At 44.3% G+C, this 19633-nt stretch carries 22 protein-coding genes; 11 read left to right on the top strand and 11 right to left on the bottom strand.

Features of this window, described 5'->3' with window-relative positions:
* Nucleotides 1-43: 43 nt before the first annotated feature.
* A complete protein-coding gene (locus tag RJ47_RS00295) occupies nucleotides 44-385 on the bottom strand; it encodes a low temperature requirement protein A (RefSeq protein WP_039480310.1) in 342 nt (113 codons plus the stop codon).
* A gap of 301 nt (nucleotides 386-686) precedes the next feature.
* Here RJ47_RS00295 and RJ47_RS00290 point away from each other — a divergent pair, with 301 nt between their 5' ends.
* From RJ47_RS00290 to RJ47_RS00280, 3 genes are all read left to right on the top strand, one after another.
* On the top strand, nucleotides 687-1271 hold the full coding sequence (locus RJ47_RS00290; RefSeq protein WP_039480307.1) for an NAD(P)H-dependent oxidoreductase: 585 nt from the start codon (nucleotides 687-689) through the stop codon (nucleotides 1269-1271).
* Nucleotides 1272-1421: 150 nt separating this feature from the next.
* Nucleotides 1422-2078, top strand: a complete 657-nt coding sequence (locus RJ47_RS00285) for a DsbA family oxidoreductase (protein ID WP_039480304.1) — start codon at nucleotides 1422-1424, stop codon at nucleotides 2076-2078.
* Nucleotides 2079-2164: 86 nt separating this feature from the next.
* Nucleotides 2165-2704 carry a peroxiredoxin family protein gene (locus tag RJ47_RS00280; RefSeq protein ID WP_039480300.1) on the top strand — a complete coding sequence of 180 codons (540 nt, stop codon included), beginning with the start codon at nucleotides 2165-2167 and terminating at the stop codon, nucleotides 2702-2704.
* A 102-nt stretch (nucleotides 2705-2806) separates the two neighbouring features.
* On the opposite strand, the gene RJ47_RS00275 is transcribed toward RJ47_RS00280, so the two are convergent.
* Both RJ47_RS00275 and RJ47_RS00270 read right to left on the bottom strand, forming a co-directional pair.
* A complete protein-coding gene (locus tag RJ47_RS00275; protein ID WP_039480297.1) occupies nucleotides 2807-3172 on the bottom strand; it encodes a winged helix-turn-helix transcriptional regulator in 366 nt (121 codons plus the stop codon).
* Nucleotides 3173-3511: 339 nt separating this feature from the next.
* Nucleotides 3512-3835, bottom strand: coding sequence for a hypothetical protein (locus RJ47_RS00270; protein ID WP_039480295.1), 324 nt, complete (start codon nucleotides 3833-3835; stop codon nucleotides 3512-3514).
* Between the two features lie 156 nt (nucleotides 3836-3991).
* Between RJ47_RS00270 and RJ47_RS00265 the strand changes: the two genes are divergently transcribed.
* A complete protein-coding gene (locus RJ47_RS00265) occupies nucleotides 3992-4330 on the top strand; it encodes a hypothetical protein (protein WP_039480292.1) in 339 nt (112 codons plus the stop codon).
* A 97-nt stretch (nucleotides 4331-4427) separates the two neighbouring features.
* Here RJ47_RS00265 and RJ47_RS00260 read toward each other — a convergent pair whose 3' ends face one another.
* On the bottom strand, nucleotides 4428-5504 hold the full coding sequence (locus RJ47_RS00260) for a nickel/cobalt efflux protein RcnA (protein ID WP_039480288.1): 1077 nt from the start codon (nucleotides 5502-5504) through the stop codon (nucleotides 4428-4430).
* A 133-nt stretch (nucleotides 5505-5637) separates the two neighbouring features.
* Between RJ47_RS00260 and rcnR the strand changes: the two genes are divergently transcribed.
* On the top strand, nucleotides 5638-5910 hold the full coding sequence (gene rcnR / locus RJ47_RS00255) for a Ni(II)/Co(II)-binding transcriptional repressor RcnR (RefSeq protein WP_039480285.1): 273 nt from the start codon (nucleotides 5638-5640) through the stop codon (nucleotides 5908-5910).
* A gap of 58 nt (nucleotides 5911-5968) precedes the next feature.
* Here the strand turns inward: rcnR and RJ47_RS00250 are convergent, their stop codons facing one another.
* Complete coding sequence (locus RJ47_RS00250) at nucleotides 5969-7162, bottom strand: acetate/propionate family kinase (RefSeq protein WP_039480283.1); 1194 nt, start codon at nucleotides 7160-7162, stop codon at nucleotides 5969-5971.
* Nucleotides 7163-7452: 290 nt separating this feature from the next.
* Here RJ47_RS00250 and RJ47_RS00245 point away from each other — a divergent pair, with 290 nt between their 5' ends.
* Nucleotides 7453-9054, top strand: a complete 1602-nt coding sequence (locus RJ47_RS00245; protein WP_039480280.1) for a putative bifunctional diguanylate cyclase/phosphodiesterase — start codon at nucleotides 7453-7455, stop codon at nucleotides 9052-9054.
* Here RJ47_RS00245 and RJ47_RS00240 read toward each other — a convergent pair.
* Nucleotides 9051-9335 (bottom strand): DUF2218 domain-containing protein, encoded by a 285-nt coding sequence (locus tag RJ47_RS00240; protein ID WP_039481589.1) that lies wholly within the window; start codon nucleotides 9333-9335, stop codon nucleotides 9051-9053. The two genes, RJ47_RS00245 and RJ47_RS00240, sit on opposite strands and share 4 nt — an antisense overlap.
* A 178-nt stretch (nucleotides 9336-9513) precedes the next feature.
* Here RJ47_RS00240 and RJ47_RS00235 point away from each other — a divergent pair, with 178 nt between their 5' ends.
* A complete protein-coding gene (locus RJ47_RS00235) occupies nucleotides 9514-10485 on the top strand; it encodes a helix-turn-helix domain-containing protein (RefSeq protein ID WP_039480278.1) in 972 nt (323 codons plus the stop codon).
* Nucleotides 10486-10528: 43 nt separating this feature from the next.
* Entirely contained in the window at nucleotides 10529-10915 is a 387-nt protein-coding gene (cueR, locus tag RJ47_RS00230; protein WP_038137199.1) for a Cu(I)-responsive transcriptional regulator, read from the top strand.
* Between the two features lie 50 nt (nucleotides 10916-10965).
* Here cueR and vctC read toward each other — a convergent pair whose 3' ends face one another.
* From vctC to RJ47_RS00205, 5 genes are all read right to left on the bottom strand, one after another.
* Nucleotides 10966-11721 (bottom strand): iron chelate ABC transporter ATP-binding protein VctC, encoded by a 756-nt coding sequence (vctC, locus tag RJ47_RS00225; protein ID WP_038137202.1) that lies wholly within the window; start codon nucleotides 11719-11721, stop codon nucleotides 10966-10968.
* 7 nt (nucleotides 11722-11728) lie between these two features.
* The gene (gene vctG, locus RJ47_RS00220) at nucleotides 11729-12679 is read right to left on the bottom strand and encodes an iron chelate uptake ABC transporter permease subunit VctG (protein ID WP_039480274.1); all 951 of its coding nucleotides are present in this window, start codon (nucleotides 12677-12679) and stop codon (nucleotides 11729-11731) included.
* On the bottom strand, nucleotides 12663-13607 hold the full coding sequence (gene vctD, locus RJ47_RS00215; protein ID WP_039480271.1) for an iron chelate uptake ABC transporter permease subunit VctD: 945 nt from the start codon (nucleotides 13605-13607) through the stop codon (nucleotides 12663-12665). Before vctD ends, vctG begins: the two co-directional genes overlap by 17 nt.
* Before the next feature lie 69 nt (nucleotides 13608-13676).
* Entirely contained in the window at nucleotides 13677-14588 is a 912-nt protein-coding gene (locus RJ47_RS00210; RefSeq protein ID WP_039480268.1) for a siderophore ABC transporter substrate-binding protein, read from the bottom strand.
* A gap of 197 nt (nucleotides 14589-14785) precedes the next feature.
* Complete coding sequence (locus RJ47_RS00205; RefSeq protein ID WP_039480265.1) at nucleotides 14786-15238, bottom strand: RNA-binding S4 domain-containing protein; 453 nt, start codon at nucleotides 15236-15238, stop codon at nucleotides 14786-14788.
* 104 nt (nucleotides 15239-15342) lie between these two features.
* Here RJ47_RS00205 and RJ47_RS00200 point away from each other — a divergent pair, with 104 nt between their 5' ends.
* The 3 genes from RJ47_RS00200 (at nucleotide 15343) to RJ47_RS00190 (ending at nucleotide 19597) form a co-directional block, all read left to right on the top strand.
* Nucleotides 15343-16143 (top strand): substrate-binding periplasmic protein, encoded by an 801-nt coding sequence (locus RJ47_RS00200; RefSeq protein ID WP_039480262.1) that lies wholly within the window; start codon nucleotides 15343-15345, stop codon nucleotides 16141-16143.
* Nucleotides 16144-16455: 312 nt separating this feature from the next.
* Nucleotides 16456-18228, top strand: coding sequence for an EAL domain-containing protein (locus RJ47_RS00195; RefSeq protein ID WP_039480257.1), 1773 nt, complete (start codon nucleotides 16456-16458; stop codon nucleotides 18226-18228).
* A 235-nt stretch (nucleotides 18229-18463) separates the two neighbouring features.
* On the top strand, nucleotides 18464-19597 hold the full coding sequence (locus RJ47_RS00190; RefSeq protein ID WP_039480255.1) for an insulinase family protein: 1134 nt from the start codon (nucleotides 18464-18466) through the stop codon (nucleotides 19595-19597).
* Nucleotides 19598-19633 lie beyond the last annotated feature (36 nt).

Here is a 19633-nt window from a genome sequence, read left to right as displayed (position 1 = left end):
CTTGAGCCATGTCTAACCTAGCACCAAACTAGATTGCATTGAGCTACCCAGCACCACCAATATGCACGATAGCGGATGACATAATCATTATTGTGGCAATCTGCGCCGCCATAATGTAACGGTGTTGTACATCAGTGCTGACATAAATCGATTTAAAAAGGCTTATGTCAAACCATGCAGACCAAATCACGATAAATAGCAACGCAAAAACGGTGAATCCGGTAATGCCAAGGTGATGACTCAAGTAATTTCCCAGCACGAAAATCGATACGACATGAGCCAAATCGTAAAAAATCTCTATACAGTGCACATGATCACTGCAGGTCTGCGCATCCAGCTGATGCTTGGGTTTACGCCATAATGGATGTTTCTTGGCTAAATCCATAAAGTTACGCCCTTTACAAAATCACTGCGCTAAGCCGCATGTTGTGTTCAGTATGCTAGCCCCTCAATAATTTCAATTAGTATACTTTTGGTAACCTTTCCTCGCCTATCCACTCATATTCCACTCCATTTTAAAAAATTAAATTACGATTAAACAAAGACTTAAACAAACTTTAATCGAACTTCATGGTAGTTACTAAAAGTTTACTAATTGCACTAGAAATGCAGGTAACCATAATAAACCGCAAGACAGCGAAATCATTATTCGCTCTGTAAACATCCAATATTGAAGGGTTAATATCATGAGTAACGTTCTAATCATTAACGCACACGAACCATCTCCATTTTCTGAAGGCAAACTAAATGCGGCTTTAGTTGAGAAAGCTCGCACCCAGTTAGAATCAAAGGGCCACGAAGTTCGCGTAGTTACAATGCAAGATGAGATCGTCGTTGACGAGCAACTGGCGAACTTTGAATGGGCAGATCGAGTGATCCTACAGTCACCTGTCAACTGGATGACGATTCCATGGTCTTTCAAGAAATACATGGATGAAGTATTCACTGCGGGGATGGGTGGTGCGCTGTGTGCCTTTGATGGAAGAACGCCGGAAGAGCCAAAGAAAAATTATGGAACAGGCGGCACTCGTACCAATACCAAATACATGCTGTCTTTCACATTCAATGCGCCAGAAGAGTCATTTAATGATGATAGCGAATACTTATTCCAAGGTCGCAGTGTGGATGATTTGATGTTCCACATGCACGCAAACTTCCGCTTCTTTGGCATGACTGCACTGCCAACCTTTGCATGCTACGACGTGATGAAAAACGCCGACATCGAGAACGACTTTGTTCGCTTTGAAGCACACCTAGACGCACACTTCTAAGAATGGAGTCATGAGCACTGAATTTACTGACTACAATCCATAAACGGCCCCAGAAGAGTCTAAAGAACTTGAAGCTTACTCAAAGATAAGTAAACGCAAATCAAAGCACTGTTTGCCACGTGAGCACAGTGCTTTGAGTAGGAAACTCATATGAATAATACAATTAAGCTCGACATTATTAGCGATGTTGTCTGCCCGTGGTGCATCATCGGATACAACCATTTAAAAGCAGCGATCGAACAGCTTGGAATTGAAGATCGCATCGAGATTGAGTGGCAGCCTTTTGAATTGAACCCTGATATGCCTGCTGAAGGTGAAAACCTTCGAGATCACGTTGCTCGTAAATATGGCAGTACCGCAGAAGAAAGCAAGAACGCGCGTATTCGTATCGCCAGCATTGGTGCGGAGCATGACTTCAAGTTTAACTACTTTGATGACATGAAGATGGTGAACACATTTGACGCACACCTTTTGCTTGATTACGCCAAGAGCTTGGGCAAACAGACTGAACTAAAAATACGTTTATTTACCGCATTTTTCAGTGAACAGAAAGACGTCTCTGATCGTGAAATTCTCAAGCAAGAGCTAATCTCTGTAGGTCTTGACCCTGAGGAAGGAATGCGCTGGTTAAATGATGTGCAGCGACGCAACTCAATCCGTAGTTCAGAGAAACAATGGCAAAAAATGGGCGTATCGAGTGTGCCAACGGTGATTTTTAACAGAGAACATGGTGTTTCTGGTGCACATCCAGTGGAAGGTTACAAACAAATCTTAGCTGAGTTAATGGCTCAGGCGAATCAGCACTAGGTTACTAAAAGTATACCGGTTGCAACTTGTTTCTTAGTGCCTTATCTTTTTTCTAACTTGTTGTGACCTCAATCTCAGGAGCTCAGATGACATACTCAAAAAAACTCAAAGCGGGTGACGCTTTTCCTTCTTTGGAGGCAACAAAGCTTGATGGAACCAAAGTCAAGCTAGGTCAACCTCAAGGTGATGCAACATGGCAAGCGGTGTTTGTTTATCGTGGCAAACACTGTCCACTTTGCACCAAGTACCTCAATGAAATTGAGACCTATAAACAAGCATTTAGTGACTCAGGCGTTGATATTCTGGCTGTCTCTGGTGACTCGAAGCAACAATTGGAGCAGCACCTAGAAAAACTCGATATCAGTTTTCCAATCGCCTATGGGCTTACTGAGCAACAAATGAAGACTCTGGGGCTTTATATATCGCTACCACGCTCTGAAGCCGAAACCGATCATAACTTTGCAGAGCCGGGGTTGTTTGTGGTCAATGAGCACGGAAACTTACACGTGGTTGACCTATCCAATAACCCGTTTGTCAGACCAGAGCTCGGTGCACTAACCCGAGGTTTGGCATGGATTCGTAACCCAGAGAATAACTACCCTATCCGTGGCACGCTAGATTATTGAACCTTCAGCTCGAAAGACAACAAGGCAACCATATTGGTTGCCTTGTTACGTTAAAGAGGGAGATGGACGAATGTTGCTCACGCTATTTTAGCGGAACATTCATTATTTGAGTTGCACATTGTTGCTTTCTGACCATTTTCTCAACTCATCGAGAATCGTTAACGCACTACGTCCAAACTCAGTGAGTTCGTAACTGACTGCCAGCGGTTTATCGTTAAGTACACGACGTATTACCATCTTTTCACTTTCTAGTTCTTTTAGACGCTGGTCAACCATCTTCTTGCTTGCACCGCCCAACATTCTTGAAAGGTCATTGAATCTCACGGGACCATCTTTCAGGTGGTAGATAATTGAGCCCTTCCATTTTGAACCCAAAATCCTCATACCTTTTTCTATCGCACAAGGCTCGATACAGGCACCAACAACGCTCTTACGCCCTTTTGAATCAACTTCAACTTTTGCTTTCATACAGCCCCGCGTCATTTGGAGAAGCTAAGCAACGTAGTTTATCAGCATTGATAATAAAAACGTCACTCATAGTTATTGAGTACGCACATCGAATAGGTGTAAGGGTAGTTACCTAATGGCGAGCGTCTTACGGTATATTTTAGTTACCTAGAGTTTGAATACAATTAGTATACTTTTAGTAACCTAGTTCATAATGAGCTGAATCAACCAACGTTAAAGTCTCCATAAATAGAATGTACTAGTAGTTTTTCTTCGGCCAATTCGACTATCTTTTCTCGTCACAATACATGGCTATAACTCATTTTGGGGCACAAATGAGTTCCCCCAACAACACTTCATTCACTTTCTTTGTTGGCGGCCATTACGACTTTGTTGAACATCGTAGCGAATATGCTTGCTCGCGTTCTTTAGTTGAACACCGGCCTTATCAAATGCGTTTTGGATGGTTGTGGAGACATGCTGTTGCCCTTCGCCCTCGAGAAAACTGGCTCGGTCTTGGTCAGATTCAAATACGCAGACAATTTCTAGGCTTTGTGGAAACGCGGCGTGTTTGACGGTATGAGTCACCCATAGAAAACCATCGTAGCCCTTTAATGTATTTTCACAAACTTCGGTCAGCACCTCTCTAATAAGGTTTTCGACCTTCTTATCTGATTTGCGCATAAAGAAAACTCCGTCTTTAAACTTTGAAAGGGTCCAAGTCTACATTGTCTTGAACAAGATTGGGCGGAGGATTTTATTCACTCCCCTATTGGCTAAACTGTTCTTAGCTCACCTTATAGTGATAAAATCGCGCCATCAGAATTATTGAGACACTCTATGTTTATTCATCACGTAAACGATATTGACTGGCTAGTGATTACCGCTTTTGAAGAGCTGAAGCCTCTTTTCATAGAAGAAGCCGGTGCCATTCCCTCTTATTTTTCTACCACCAGCGAGTTGAGCTTGATTGATCAAGCCAAGCGCGCTTATGGGTATCTGCCTAAACTCAGTGGCGTGATCACTGATACAGGTACATTTCAAAGCAAGGACATAGGAGAAGATTTGAACCCTCAGCTTGCCTGTCTCGTTGAAGGGCGCGGTCGAGTGTTTATCTATCATGGTGGCTTCGTCGCCTTTGTTGATGACGAGCAAACCTTTATTACTCGAATAGACTGAAACTAACTGAAACTTCTAAATGGTTGAATTGGCATTTTAACCGTTGATTAGAAAGCGGTACGCTTTCTGACGGAGTGCCAATTGAATCACTCAGAGCTTAGCTCATCAACGATGTATATCCGTGCATACCCATGTATAAGCCAACAGCACAGATCAAAACGCCCGATAAATAAGGTGCTCGGCGTGCAACATCGTTCAAACCACTCCATTTAGATGTCGCTTTTTGTACCCCCACGGCTGCCACAACGCCAACTGCAACCAGAGTGAGAGCTAAGCCAACACTGAATGACACAACCAGAGTAGCACCAAGGGATATAGCCTTAAGTTGCAAACAAATAAGCAAAACCGTTACCGCTGCAGGACATGGAATTAAGCCACCAGTTAAACCAAAAAGCAGTATTTGCCCATTCGTAACATTTCGGTTCTCAAACCGCTTTTGAATATCCAAAGCGTGAGCACGTTCATGTGCATCTTGATATTCCTTGTTATCACTTCCTGAATGAGCTCTTGAACTAAAATGTACATCAAAATCATGGGTATGGTCGTGGTGTCCAATAACCAATGTGACAGACAAATCATCAGAGGCTTCAATGCAGGATGCCGATTCTAAGTATCCATCACGCTCAATAAAGTGATAGGTATCAGTAGATTGGGCGTTGTTGCTCGGTGCTGAAACCTTGACACTTTCCGCCGTTAAAGGCTTACCATGGAGTGTTCGCAACTGAAAACGGTGGTGGGCCCCCTCTTCTGTAATAGAGATCGAAACATGCCCGTGCCCTGTATCAACGACTTGAGTGGTCCAATCATGGACATGAGAATGAGCTTTACGCCAAGCTCGCTCATCGCTCCACGTTCTCCAAAACATCCATAAACCTGTCGAGACAATAATGATGCCTGAGATGAGTTGCATCCAAGGCTCAGTCGCTTCAGCCGTGAACTTCTGGCTGATGTACATCCCACCAACAGCAATCAACCATACGATAGCAGTATGAGAAAGTGTGGCTGCCAACCCCAGCATCACTGCTTGTTTGACTGTTCCTTTAACTGCAACAATAAACGCCGCCATCATTGTTTTCGAGTGTCCGGGCTCAAGGCCATGCAAAGCACCAAGTAAAATGGCACTGGGAATAAAGAACCATCCATTACCTTGTTGGAGTAGCGCGACAAAATCCATCCGTATCCCTGCTGTGTTTTGTTATTTGCAACAAACTATACTCCCCCCCAGTATTAAATACTACCCCCCAGTATAAATGGAGTGCTACATTATCGGTTAGAATCGCTCAGCCCATAACTAAAGAAGATAAGCCATGTCACATACAACCCGAGCTCAAAAGAAGCTCAACACCCGAGTCAGTAAAATACAGGGTCAGGTGAATGGACTTAAAAAAATGCTTGAAGAAGAGCATGAATGCCAAGATGTGTTGCAGCAGATTGCTGCTATTCGAGGCGCGGTAAATGGCTTGATGCGAGAGGTAATCAAAGGTCACTTGCTAGAGCACGTTGTACTTGAAGAAGACAAAGAGCAACGTGAAGCAGATATGGAAGTGGTGCTGAAGGTTCTCGACTCTTACATTAAGTGATTGTTCCAATAAAAAGCGAGCTCGAAGCTCGCTTTTATCTATCTGATTTTAAATGCTATTACAGCAACTCAACCGACTGCTGAGCAATCACAAATTCCTCGTTGGTTGGGATAACCATAGCGACAGCATCAAGAATTGATGACTTCGCGATGATACCTGCGTTACCAAAACGTGCAGCTTCGTTGCCTTTTTCATCTTCAACGAAGCCTAGTAACTTAAGGTTGTTTAAGATTTCGCGGCGAATCGGCAGTGAGTTTTCACCGATACCACCGGTAAAAATAATCGCGTCTAGGTTGCTAAGTGGGATTAGGTAAGAACCAATGTACTTCGCCACTCGGTAGGTAAACACTTCGAACGCCAGTTTTGCGCCCTCGTGACCTTCTTCCATCGCTTCTAAGATGCCACGAGCGTCTGACGTTAGACCTGAGACACCTAAGAAACCTGATTTCTTGTTCAGCGTTTCGAAGACTTGCTCTGTCGTCCAACCTTTTTTGATTAGGAACTCAATCACACCAGGATCTAGGTCACCAGAGCGTGTGCCCATCATTAAGCCTGCTAACGGTGTGAAGCCCATAGACGTATCTACTGACTCACCATTTTCGATCGCACACACTGATGCGCCATTCCCCAAGTGAACAGAGATAAAGCTCGCCTCTTCAACAGATTTGTTAAGCATTTTCGCTGCTTCGCGGCTAACAAAGTAATGACTAGTGCCGTGGAAACCGTATCGACGGATGCCGTATTCTTTGTACAATTCGTTCGAGATAGCACCTGTAAATGCCTTTTGCGGCATCGTTTGGTGGAACGCTGTATCAAAGACAGCAAATTGAGGAAGGCTCGGGAATGCTTGCATTGCAGCTTGAATACCTTTTGCGCCTGCAGGGTTGTGGAGCGGAGCCAAGTCAGACAGGTTTTCAATTTCTGCGAGCACTTCATCATTAATACGAACCGTTGAAGTGAACTTCTCACCACCGTGAACGATACGGTGTCCCACAGCAACTAAATCTTGTGTGAAGCCTAGTGTTTCCATCAAAGCAACAATACGGTTGATGGCATGTTGATGGTGGTTATCTGGGGCAGTGATCGCTTCTTCCGTTTTCTCACCATTGTATTTCCAGCTGATGACGGCTTCTGGAAGACCGAAGCACTCACCAAGACCAGAGACAATCGCGTCACCCGACTTAGAATCGATAACAGCAAACTTAAGTGATGAGCTACCTGAGTTAATAACCAGCACATACGAATTTGACATGAGGGATGTATCCTGTTTCAGACCGTGTATTGAAAGCACTATGCTTGTATCGTTATGGATACCATTATTCAATTTTTTTTGAATCTTTCAACTTTCTTTAGCTAAATTAAACAAAACAAATAACTTTTGTTGATCTAAAGCAACTGTCAATTTAATTCGATCGTAAAAATTAATGTGAGTTTTATAAACAGTCTCGAAAGCTCTACACTATACATAATGCAAACGATTTCATTTCTGCATCTGTTTTTGAGCGTAACCTGAAGGGTCTATCGACGATCAATGGTGTCAACTTGTATACATTAGCGATTCTTCTCATCATTGCTGGCATCTTGTTGCTGCTATTTGGCTTGGTTCCTGCTCGCCAAATTTGCGCCAAAACTAAACACAAAAGTTGGCAAGCACTCAGCTTGTTAATTACTTTGTTTGTGATTGGTTACACGTCGGTTTTGGTGTCTCTTCTAGTGACACAGCAAGTCAACAATGTGGTGTTCGGCTTATCCATTATTCTCTTTTCAGGCAGTGTGTTTGTTTACATGGTGACCACCTTCAGCCTCAACACCATCAAAAAACTTCACCACTTGGCGGAAGAAGAAAAGTACAACGCCCTTCATGATCCCCTAACCTCTCTACCAAACCGGAAACACTGCATTGAAACGATCAACGGTTTGATAGAGAACCAAATCCCCTTTCACCTTTTAATGGTCGACGTGGTCAATTTTAAGCAGGTCAATGATGGCATGGGGCATTTTTGTGGTGATCAACTGCTGGTTCAAATCGGTCAGCGCATTGCCTCCAACCTAAACCGTGGCGATTTTGTCGCCAGAATTGGGGGTGACGAGTTTATTGTCATTTGCCCAAATCAAAATGATCTTGCGATTCAATCCCTTGCAAACACGATCAACAGTGAACTTAAGAAGACATTCTCTATTGATGGCTTCGAGTTCACTAGCAGTGCTATCGTTGGCATTAGCCGATACCCAGAGCAAGGTAAGGACGCAGAGCAAGTCATCAACGCAGCCGATGTGGCCATGTATTGGGCAAAGCGCAGCGGCAGAGAAAGCGCTAAATTCGATCCCTCCATGAACCAAGGCGCAAGGCAGAAACTGGCCATCTCACACGCCATTGACGAAGCACTAGTGAAACAACAGTTCAGAATATACTATCAACCCATTGTGAGCAGTAAACTCAACCTAGTTTGCGGGTATGAAGCGCTGATGCGTTGGGTTAAACCCGACGGCACGACAATCAGTCCGGTTGAATTTATCCCCGTTGCAGAGCAAAGCAACAAAATTACCTCCATCACTGAATGGTTACTCGACCATGTCGCTGAAGATATAGAAATTTTTCATCAGCATGGCATCCACAACCCCGTGCATGTTAATTTGTCAGCGAAAGATCTCATGGGCAAAAACCTAGAAAACCAGCTCATCGCCTTAACGGCGCGCTCACCATCACTAACCAAATCTATTGTGCTGGAAATAACAGAAAGTACCGCAATTAACCGCTTACGTAGCCCAGAAAAGCGTCTTGAGTCCTTAAAATCGCTCGGATTTAAAATAAGCTTGGACGATTTTGGTACCGGATACTCTTCACTGTCATTGCTGCGCGATCTACCTGTTGATCAAATCAAAATCGATCGCTCTTTCTTGTATCAGTTAGAGCGAAATGAACGTAATCGCTCGATTGTGTCTAACGCTATCTCACTAGCACATGGGCTAGGCTATAGCGTGGTTGCAGAAGGTGTGGAGCAACAAGAAATTTTGCACATTTTAAATAAGTATGGCTGCGATTATATTCAGGGGTTTTATTACAGTCCGGCAATCCCGCTAGAAGACGCGATTTTATGGACGCTAAACCACAACCCACCGCTAATTGACGAACTAGCGAATTAAGGCTCCCACACTAGCTCGATGGGCTCACGGCGAGCAAAAAGGTGGACATGGGATTCGATAATAGCCATGACAGCGTTGAGCTTGCCCTCCCCATCAGCACGGCAGTAAATGGTAAGTGCTGAGCGTGATGGGTCAACTTGCATTTCGACTTCCCCCATAGGAAAGACCACATTGCCGCTCACTTCATCCCACTCGGCGTCTACTTTTCGCGCAAAGTGGCGACACAATACTGTTATATACTTGCTCGCGTGTTCGGAGTAAATCGTGGTCTTTTTTTCCATTGTTATTCTCAGCAAATGGCGCAGTTTATTAAAATCGTGGGGGTTCAATCCGCTTAGTATCGGAGATTGCTCTAGTTGGTAATGAAAACAATTCGCATGTATGATAAGTGTCAATTTTATTAACGAGAAGAATTTACGGTTATGCCAAATCGCATAACGGTTATGAGGAATCGCTACCATGGAACCGGGTTCACGCACTCCTACCTCTATCCCTAAGGTGGTACTCACAAAAACTGTGATCGAAGAAAATCGAAGGGTTATCTTTAGCCAAAACCGGTTCGCAAACTCCCCAATCCTTGAGGGCAAACTCCTTCATTACGAGGCGCCTGATGCCTTCACCCTGTATGCCGGAACGAGCCAAGAATTAGTGAATACGCACGTGGTCTCGTCAATCAAACCCTGCGTTGTTTTGACTATCGTTTTGGAGGGTACGCTCACTTTTGGCTATGACGATCTAGAGTTTCAGTTAGATGGCTCTCGGTGCGCCGAAGTCCTTATGGTCAACCTAACGCATCCAGTGAGTTTTCATCGCAGTATTAAAAAAGACAATCAACTCACTAAAGTGAACCTTGTTATCTCGCCAAACTGGCTTAAAGCTCGCCTTAATCAAAACGAATGTCCCAACCAATTTGTTCAATCTCATCTCAATTACTTAAGACAACCCATTAATAGCGATACTCTCGAAGTCATTAAACGCATCCTCGCCTGCGAGCAACCAAGCGATCTATTGGTTCGTCTAGAGCTCGAATCGCTCTCTTTGCAGCTTATTCAACAAATGTTTGCGTTGGTTGATTGGAACACCTCTACACACAAAGCGTCAAAAGAAACGCCGCAATCTGAACGCATCAAACGCATTTTGCATTTTATAGAAACCCACCTCGAGGCGCCGATGAGCTTAGATGTCTTGGCTGCTCGTTTCTCGATGAGTACATCCAATTTGCAGCGTGTTTTTAAAGATGAGTTGGGCATCACCGTAAAGAGTTACATTCGCCAAAGACGGCTTCACGTCGCCAAAACTGGATTAGAACGCGGCGTACTCACGGTAACAGAAGCCGCCTACGAGGCAGGCTACAACCACCCTGCAAACTTTACCAATGCGTTTAAAAAAGAGTTTGGCGTTCCACCAGCAAAAGTAGTAAAACATCTTTAACGACATACAAAGATAACACTCAGACGTTAGGAGTGAGGAAAACATGAACATTGGTGCGGTCGCTAAACTGACAAATTTATCTAGCAAATCTATTCGCTTATACGAGGAAAAAGGCTTAATCACGCCGCCTTGTCGCAGCGATGCGGGATACCGAGAATACAGCGATCAGCATGTTCAAGAGCTCAACCTAATCTCGCGGGCTAAGAACGCCGGATTTTCCCTGCTTGAATGCAAAGAGTTTGTCGAACTTGCGCAGAATCCAAACAGAAAGAGCCGCGAAGTCAAAGCGAAAGCACAAGAAAAACTCCTCGAAGTCGAAATCAAACTTCGCGAACTCAAAGAGATTGAAAAGCAATTGAAGCAATGGGTGTCAACTTGCCCAGGCGATGAAGGGAGCAAATGCCCTATCATCGAGGATCTCACGAAGTAAACTCTGTAGTGAGTGAAGCCATCCAGTGGGGCTTCACTCAATTCTGGATGCTAGTAGTAGGTACACATGCGCTTTCCGTCTACTTCAACGATGTTAAACGGCGTTTCGTAGATGCTCTCAAGAATATCCGCTTGAATCACTGCTTCAACACTGCCTTGCGCAACCACTTTTCCCTTTTTCAAAGCGATGATCTTATCCGAATAACAAGCCGCGAAGTTAATATCGTGGATAACAACCACAACGGCTTTGTTCATTTCATGGGCGAGCTTGCCAACATTTCGCATAATCTGTAACGAGTGTTTGATGTCCAGATTATTCAACGGCTCGTCTAAAAAAACGTAGTCGGTATCTTGTGCCATTACCATCGCAATAAAAGCAAGTTGACGCTGTCCGCCGCTCAACTCATCCAGGTATTTGTGTTGAATAGAGTCGAGATCCAAATAGCGGATCGCCTTATCGATCACCGATTGGTCGTTGTCATCTAGGTTACCCTGTGAATACGGGAAGCGGCCAAAAGAGACCATTTCACGCACGGTAAAACGCATCGTGATGGTATTGGCTTGGCGAAGCACTGCAAGTCGTTTGGCGAGTTCTTTGTTATCCCACTCAGAAAGCTCTTTGCAATCAATGTAGACTTCCCCTGAGTCACGAGAAACTAGGCGGCTTGCCATAGAGAGAAGCGTACTCTTCCCCGCTCCATTTGGCCCAATGATTGCGGTCACTTTGCCTTTCTCGAACTCTGCGCTCGCATTATCAACAACCGCAGATTGGCCAAATACCTTGTTAAGGCTTTTTAAAGTAATCATATTCAACCTAAATAATCTTATTGCGCAGCAGCATAGACAAGAAGTACATACCACCGACAAAATTAATCACGACACTGAGCGTCGTCGTAAAACCAAACAGATTTTCAACAATCCATTGCCCAGCGAGCAGCGAAGCAATAGATAACAGCGACACCGCACCAAACAGAACTTTGTGGCGATAACTGGTAAACATTTCTCTCGTTAAATTCGTCACGAGCAAGCCAAAAAACAGCAGAGGCCCGATCAATGCCGTCGAGATCGAGATCAAAACCGCAGACAGCAGTAAGATCTGCAAGGTGACGCTTTTCACATCAACCCCTAAGCTGATGGCGTTGTCTTTATCCAGCCAGAAGACGTCCAGCAGTCGATGAAGGGTGTAGAGTCGCCACGAAATGAAACACAGTAATGGCGCGCTCAGATAAACCAAATCAACATTGATGTTGTTGAAGCTAGCAAACATGTTTGCCTGAACAGTCGCAAAGTCGTTCGGGTCCATAAGCATGATCAAAAATGATGAACCACTATCAAAAACCTGCCCCAAGATGACACCGAGCAACAACAGCACAAGCAAGTTTTGTCTCGCGCCACGGAAGTAGAAGCCAAATAGCAGCACAGAAAAGCCCAACATAGCCGTCACTGACACAGCAAAGTTGAAGTAGCTGTTCATCGCAATACCGCTTAACCCACCAAACATCACCACCATCAGAACCTTGGTGAACAAGTAGAGCGAGTCAAAACCCATGATACTTGGTGTTAATATCCGGTTGTGGGTAATGGTCTGGAATGAAAGCGACGACAAACCAATCGCGACGCCCGCTATAACCATCGCAAGAACTTTTGGTACGCGGCGAGACAAGAAGTACTGGTAGTTGTCCGCGTTAAGCCCAATACCGATGAAGAGACCCGCAAAAACGACAGACACCAACGCCAAACAAAACAACTTATGACGATCGTGCATTTTTCTCACCTTGTAGAATGAAGTAAATGAACACTGCACCACCCAGTAAGCTGATGATGTTTGAAATCGGCAGCTCATACGGGAAGATAATTAAACGTCCTGCAAGATCGCAGACTAAGACGATGAGCGCCCCAAGGAGCGCGGTAAGCGGGATATTGCGCCTCAAGTTGTCGCCATAAAAACGACTCACGAGGTTAGGAACAATCAATCCTAAAAAAGGGAGCTTACCAACAATCATCACAACAGATGCTGACATGACCGAAACCAGCAACACCCCAACAACCAACACTTGCTGGTAGTTTAAGCCCAAGTTGACCGCAAAATCTTTTCCCAATCCCACGGCTGAGATACGTGTTGCGTACAACAGGCTAAAAATGGCAAATGGAATCGCGACATAAAGCAGTTCGTAATCGCCTTGCAACAAATTAGCGAAATTGGCCACAGCCCAACTCGACAAGTTTTGGATTGCATCGTATTTGTAAGCGAAGAACGTTGCGACCGATTGAACCACATTGCCAAAAATGATCCCAACCAGAGGGACAAACACCGCGTTTTTAAACTGAATACGATTGATAAACTGAACGAACGCCAGTGTGCCTAGCATAGAAACTGAAAATATCAGCCAAAGTTGGTTGCCGTTGCCAAACAACACCAAACTCAAAACATAGCCTAACATCGCGCACTCAATCGTCCCCGATGTCGATGGAGAAGCAAATCGGTTTTGGCTGATTTGCTGCATGATAAGACCAGCGATACTAAGGCCTGCTCCTGCTAAGAGCACGGCCGCTAAACGGGGAATTCGACTGGTAAATAACAGATCCCAACTTTGAGGATCGCCAGCCAACAGTTGTGCGACATTAAGCTGACCAATACCAACAAATAGAGACAAGACACTCAAAACTAAGAGCACCCAAGATAACATCTTCAAAAGTCTATAACCTCTTGAACCTAAAAAACCTCAAGTGTGAACTTGAGGTTCTTCATACTTACTCAATAATTAGTTAAGGCCTGTAGCCGACTTAACGTCACTCAACATTTGTTCAGTCGCACGCATGCCCGCGATAGACAGGTACCAAGCGTTGATGTCTAAATACGCCATTTTTTTATTTTGGTAAGCACTGGTCGCCTTCACCAAATCGTTCTCAAAATCGCGCTGAACCGTGCTGCCTTTGCCTTTGTTGATCAAGATATCTTTATCTACGATCAGCAAGGTTGATGGGTTATGTTCGCGAATAAACTCATAAGAGATTAGATCACCATGTCGACTCTCTTTGATGCCTTTCACCGTTTCAGAGAACCCGAAATCTTTGTAAATGGAGCCAAAACGAGACTTGGCACCAAACGTTGTAATGTTGCCACCGGCACTCATCACTGTCAGCGCATCAACATTGTTTGTTTGGTTGTAGCTTTGAACTTGTTTGAAGTCTTTATCTACCTGCGCGATCTTCTCTTCAACAAAATCTTGCTTCTCGAATACTTCACCTAACTTGCGCCACTCCTCCTGAGTCGCTTCCCAGTACCCTTTGCTCTTATCTAGCGCATAGACAATGGTTGGAGCAATTTCAGAAAGCTCTTTGTATTTCTCGGCGCCACGGGGGCCTACGATGATCAAATCAGGTTTTTGGCTGTAGATGGTCTCAAAATCTGGTTCAAATAAGCTGCCTGCCGAGACAAACTCACCGCTTCGGTATTGTGACAGATAGTCAGGAAACATACTTACTGTAGAAACAGCAACTGGCTCAATGCCAAGCGCTTTAACGGTATCCAAAGGCCCCAATCCAATCACCACTACACGCTCGGGCTTGCTCTCTAATACAGTCTTCCCTTGTGCATGTTCAATTTCTATGATTTTTGCATTCGCATTAAGAGCGGTCATCGCCAGTGCTAGTGCCACAACTTTACGTTTCATTTTGTCCATCCTTAATATTTTAATGCAACGCATTATCATTTAGATTTGTATTATTGTCACTATTCAAAAAATAGAAATGTGGCTAAGTGATGGTCTTGTAATCAGTTGAAGCGGAGGAAGTTGGCATTTGTATTAAGAGGATAGGAAGAAAATTGAGAAGAGAATTAGAGCGCTGGGACCAAAGCCCCAGCTTGTCGTTAGAAGAAATCGATGGAAGATCGGCCGTTGTTTTTTTTGCCTTGCGATGGTTTAGATTCCTTACCCTTCGCTTCACTACTCTTCTTCGACTTGCCCTTTTTAGATGACGAAGAACGGTTGTCGCGCTTAGGTTGCTTGGCGTTTGAGCGCTCTTTGGCCTTTGATTTTACCGCTTTCTCTTCTGGCTCTGTCACTGGCGCATCACAAACGACAACGTAATATTCCTGATTGAACTCAAAAAAGTCACCATCATACATTTTGCGACGTTTTCGTGTTTCCAATTCACCGTTAACAGCGACATATCCTTCGGCAATGAGGTGTTTTGCTTCTCCACCACCGCCAACCAAGTTAGCGATTTTGAATACCTTATATAACTCAATGGGATGAGAAGACACTTCGATACCAATCGCTTCAATCTCGATCTCTTCGCCTTCTTGGTACTCTTCAGTCATAACGAACTCTGTAGTGTGTTTTGTCAATTCGGAGAGTCTAATGCCAATAAGTATAGAAATAAACTAAAGTTACTAATAAGTGTTCTAACTCCAAAGGCATCAATGTGTTTCGATGGCTAATCGCCGCTATTGCCCTATGGTCAAGCTATGCCAATGCATACGAGCCACCTACACCAGTCACTGTGTATGCGGATGACTCCTACCCGCCATACAGCTACGCGATCAATGGAGAAGCAAAGGGCATCTACACCGAAATACTCCAAATCATTTTCGCCCAAATGGAGGCTTACGACGTCAAAATCAAACCGATTCCTTGGAAGCGGGGATTAAAAATGTTGGAGCTAGGCAAAGGCTTTGCCCTCTATCCACCCTATTACTACGCCAACCAAAGATTCTATATATCGCCCTACTCAGAGCCGATTCTCGATGAGCAAGTCGTCGTGTTTTGTCGCCCTGACAAAGTCGCGGATCGTCAACTTACTAGTTGGCCTGACGATTATCTGGGGTTAACGATTGGTATTAACGAGGGTTTTGCATTGGGTGGGCAAGCATTCTGGGATGCGGTGTCTCAAGAGAAGTTGACACTGCGGCCGTCGAAAGGAAATGAAGCCAGCTTGCTAAATCTGTACAAACGACGCACCGATTGTTACATCAATGACCGAATCTCTATTCGATGGTACATCAATCAAATGATCAAAGATGGCCAGATTGACCGAGATTGGCAATTAAAACTCGGCTCTGTCGTGAGTAGCGAGCAAGGTTACTTAGGGTTTACCAACCAACAGCCTGAACTCTACCCCTATAAGCAAGACTTCATTACACAGTTCAACCGACATTTAAAACGGTTAAAGCAAGATGGCACGATTGACAGACTTGTTGTCGACTATTTAGACGCTTACAAATAACATACGCGAAACAACGAACATGTAAAATTAACAAATAACAATTCATTTTGTTAGCATAACACCCCGTAAAGTAAGCATTTCATTTTCGCAGGCTTCCTAACTGTGGTTAAGAATTGGGTCAGACGTTTGATAGCCCTCCAACTATTGATCACCGTTTAACGACAAACCTCACAATAAGCATTAATTACGTTTGAAATGTCCGACGTAATTTCGTTTAGTAGTTGGCAGCACATTAACAAGTAGCACGAATTGTCGTAATAATTGAGATGAATAATAGACCTACCGATTGTTGTTAAGGTATGTCCCAATCTTATGTCGCAAACTATTAAAAGTATCGTCCCTCGCCCTAAAATCACTTTGGTCTCAGAGTGTGGTGTGGCGGTCGAATCAGTATCACAAGACCTTACTCACTCTCTGACTGGCGCAGAGTTAGATGAGCTCATGGATGACCATTTTAAGCATATGATCGATGTGCTTAACGATGGCATTTTTTATATGTCTGATACCGAGCATGTTTGCTTCTACAACCCGAGCTTTTATCAAAGATTCGGCATCCAATCCGGTCATACCTGCCTAGAAACATGGCTTGATCTCGTTCACCCGATGGATCGTTTGATGCTGCAAAGCAAAGTAGACGAGCATATCGCGGAAGACGATTTCAAAATGGCGACTCAATATCGTGTACGTTGCACTAATGGACAATATGTTTGGCTAGAAGGAACGGCGATAACCAAAACTGTTAACGGTAAACGGTTTATGATTGGTTGCCACAAAGATATTTCCGACAAAAAGCTGATGGAGGCGTTTGTACAGCAAACCTCTTTCAAAGATGGGGCGTCTGGGCTTTCCAATGAGCACAGATTGGTCATGGATATTGACAACATTGACCCACTTCGTGAACCGCATAGCTTGCTTTACATCCAAGTCGCGAATATTCGTTCCTACTTATCACTCTATGGTCCTCAAATCATGCGTGATGTGCTTAATCACATCATTCAAGCGCTTAATCATTTCCCGGAAGACTTGGTTGACTTCTATCGTATTCGCTCAGATGACTTCGCTATCTTGGTTAAAGGGGATTACAGTGACGAGCAACTGACGCAACTTGGTGAGCGCATCTCCGAGAAGTATAACGAAGCGGTAAAAACGTTCGGCTACCTGTATGGCACCGAAATCAGTATCGGTATTTATCCTTCGATTCCAGCAGAGCTTGATGCCGAAGAAGCGATCAAAATCGCTAGCCGTACCAGCCAGTTTGCCAGCGAGCAAAAAGATTGCCATATCAGCGTTTATGCCAGTAAAACCAAATCACGGGTAGACCGCCACTTTTATATCGAACGCGAGTTAGGCAACGCCATTAAACAAGGTCTACTCTCGATCAAGTTTCAGCCGATTATTTGCACCAAACGAAACGCCATTGCGAGCTTTGAAGCGCTGGTACGTTGGAAGTGCAAAGACATAGGGGAAATATTCCCGGACGAGTTTATCTCTGTTGCGGAAAAGAAAGGACTTATTGTTGATTTAGGTTATCTGGTGCTATCCAAAGCATGTCATTTTATCCAGCAATATCAAGCCACGCATAACAACTCGGTACGCGTTAACGTCAATGTGTCTGTGCTGCAACTGCTTAATCACTCCTTTCCTGAGCGAGTGAAAAAGGTCGCTGACGAATACCTAATTGATCCAAAACATATTGTACTCGAGTTAACCGAAACCATGATTTTGGATGGCAACAAGAACGCGGCCGACCAACTTAACAAGCTCAGCGCGCTCGGGTTTCAACTTTCTTTGGATGACTTTGGCGCGGGTTACAGCTCGTTAAACAGCTTTTTTGATTTTCCGCTACAACAAATTAAGATCGACAAATCCATCGCTTGGCGATCTTTCACCAACCCTGCAACCTTTGAGTATCTCTCTTTCGTGATTAAGTTATGCCAAGCCTACGATGTTGATATTGTCATAGAAGGCATAGAAAACGCGCAAATGGCCCAAGCGTTTACTGACCTCGGAGCCTCCTATTTACAAGGGTATTGGTTCTCTAAACCTCTTTCATTCGCAAGTGCTAGCCACTATACTGCGATCTAACCCTCTCAAAAATAAGACATATTTAACATATCAATATTTAGTGATTGACTATGTCACTTAAGTTGTAGAAAATTTGCACGATTTTTGAGACATGACACGCATTCAAAAGCTCTGTGTAACCTCTCAAATTAACGCAATCAAGGATTCGATTCGTTACCGCCTGTCAGATCACACACCGTCATCAACAGCGCTTGAAACAAGGAAAGTCATAATAAACTTGTTTTAGGAGAACTTTGTGTCTAAACCATTACGTCAAATCGTCACTGCAACCCTTTCAGCGAGCTTACTGCTTTCCCCTTTTTTCTCCCTATCAGTAAGTGCAGAGCAAAATCAATTTAACTGGTTTGAACAAAGCGACATCACGCTACCTAAAGGCACGAAAGCAGGTAAACTTAGCAATGCCATGCGCTACGTGTTGTTGCCGACTAGCCGCAATACACAAGCGCTTTCTATCCGCGTTCGTTTGACTGATCTTCCAATTAAATATGCGTCTGTTGCTCAGACGTTAACGCAAGACTATGGTTGGGAGTTGGTCGAATTTAATGGCAAAAGTGTGCTCAAACGCGACTTCGCTGACAATAAAGAAGAAACCTTAGCAGAGGCAATCTCGCAGCTCGCAGCGCTATTTAAGAGCGAGGAAGCCAAAGGGGTTTTCTTGCCGTCACAAACCGATTTGGTTATTGCTGGCAACTTTAAAAACCGTACTGCGGCAGAGTTAATTAGCGACAATCTTTCTGACTGGAAATCAAGCGAAGCGTTTTCTGCACCTGCTGAGCTTAGCCTAATGCCAAAAAGTGTTTCTGACGCTCCTAAACAGGAAAAGCCAACTGTGGCATACACGGCCCATACCTCACTTGACGATACGGCAAACAGTAAGCAACAACGCAAAAAGCTACTTACTGTAACCATTGCAAACAAAATTCTAGAGAAACGCTTGGAAGAAGCGTTTGCCAATCAAGATATTAAAGTCGAGGTTTCAAACCAGATTTTGGCGCAATCTAGCTTGGTTTCTCAAGTTTCCCTTACCAGTGAAGACAGCGAGCAGGCGAAAGCCGCACAGCAGATCATCGAGAAAGAGATCAACCGTGCGCGCGCTAGCGGTTTTAGCCAAGTAGAGTACGAAATGGTGGTGTCGCAACTTCGCAAAGAGCTTGAGGGGCAAACTCGCCCACATGATGAGGCATACACCGCTCACCAAGCTGACCAGTTGATTAAGGCGATCGATGAAGGCCGAGTCTACACCTCTCCTTCTTACGACTTAGATCTAATGAACTTCCATGTCGCTCATATGAACGAGTACGACATCAGCAATGAGTTTGAGAGCGTGTGGAAAAGCCCTATGGAGCTGATCATCATCCCAAACAGCTAATTGGCACTGATTGAATCGATAACGCCGTCTACTTAG

The sequence above is a fragment of the Vibrio sinaloensis genome (genome assembly GCF_000808535.1).
Classification (GTDB): Bacteria; Pseudomonadota; Gammaproteobacteria; order Enterobacterales; family Vibrionaceae; genus Vibrio; species Vibrio sinaloensis_D.
Note: the sequence above shows the minus strand (reverse complement) of the source record. Positions and strands in the feature narration are given on the sequence as shown.

Coding starts and splice junctions, on each gene's coding strand:
- RJ47_RS00290 (WP_039480307.1), top strand. CDS start 687: ATGAGTAACGTTCTAATCATTAACGCACACGAACCATCTCCATTTTCT.
- RJ47_RS00265 (WP_039480292.1), top strand. CDS start 3,992: ATGTTTATTCATCACGTAAACGATATTGACTGGCTAGTGATTACCGCT.
- vctG (WP_039480274.1), bottom strand. CDS start 12,679: ATGCACGATCGTCATAAGTTGTTTTGTTTGGCGTTGGTGTCTGTCGTT.
- RJ47_RS00250 (WP_039480283.1), bottom strand. CDS start 7,162: ATGTCAAATTCGTATGTGCTGGTTATTAACTCAGGTAGCTCATCACTT.
- rcnR (WP_039480285.1), top strand. CDS start 5,638: ATGTCACATACAACCCGAGCTCAAAAGAAGCTCAACACCCGAGTCAGT.
- RJ47_RS00195 (WP_039480257.1), top strand. CDS start 16,456: ATGTCGCAAACTATTAAAAGTATCGTCCCTCGCCCTAAAATCACTTTG.
- RJ47_RS00240 (WP_039481589.1), bottom strand. CDS start 9,335: ATGGAAAAAAAGACCACGATTTACTCCGAACACGCGAGCAAGTATATA.
- vctC (WP_038137202.1), bottom strand. CDS start 11,721: ATGATTACTTTAAAAAGCCTTAACAAGGTATTTGGCCAATCTGCGGTT.
- RJ47_RS00235 (WP_039480278.1), top strand. CDS start 9,514: ATGGAACCGGGTTCACGCACTCCTACCTCTATCCCTAAGGTGGTACTC.
- RJ47_RS00205 (WP_039480265.1), bottom strand. CDS start 15,238: ATGACTGAAGAGTACCAAGAAGGCGAAGAGATCGAGATTGAAGCGATT.
- RJ47_RS00275 (WP_039480297.1), bottom strand. CDS start 3,172: ATGAAAGCAAAAGTTGAAGTTGATTCAAAAGGGCGTAAGAGCGTTGTT.
- RJ47_RS00270 (WP_039480295.1), bottom strand. CDS start 3,835: ATGCGCAAATCAGATAAGAAGGTCGAAAACCTTATTAGAGAGGTGCTG.
- RJ47_RS00210 (WP_039480268.1), bottom strand. CDS start 14,588: ATGAAACGTAAAGTTGTGGCACTAGCACTGGCGATGACCGCTCTTAAT.
- cueR (WP_038137199.1), top strand. CDS start 10,529: ATGAACATTGGTGCGGTCGCTAAACTGACAAATTTATCTAGCAAATCT.
- RJ47_RS00295 (WP_039480310.1), bottom strand. CDS start 385: ATGGATTTAGCCAAGAAACATCCATTATGGCGTAAACCCAAGCATCAG.
- RJ47_RS00280 (WP_039480300.1), top strand. CDS start 2,165: ATGACATACTCAAAAAAACTCAAAGCGGGTGACGCTTTTCCTTCTTTG.
- RJ47_RS00285 (WP_039480304.1), top strand. CDS start 1,422: ATGAATAATACAATTAAGCTCGACATTATTAGCGATGTTGTCTGCCCG.
- RJ47_RS00260 (WP_039480288.1), bottom strand. CDS start 5,504: ATGGATTTTGTCGCGCTACTCCAACAAGGTAATGGATGGTTCTTTATT.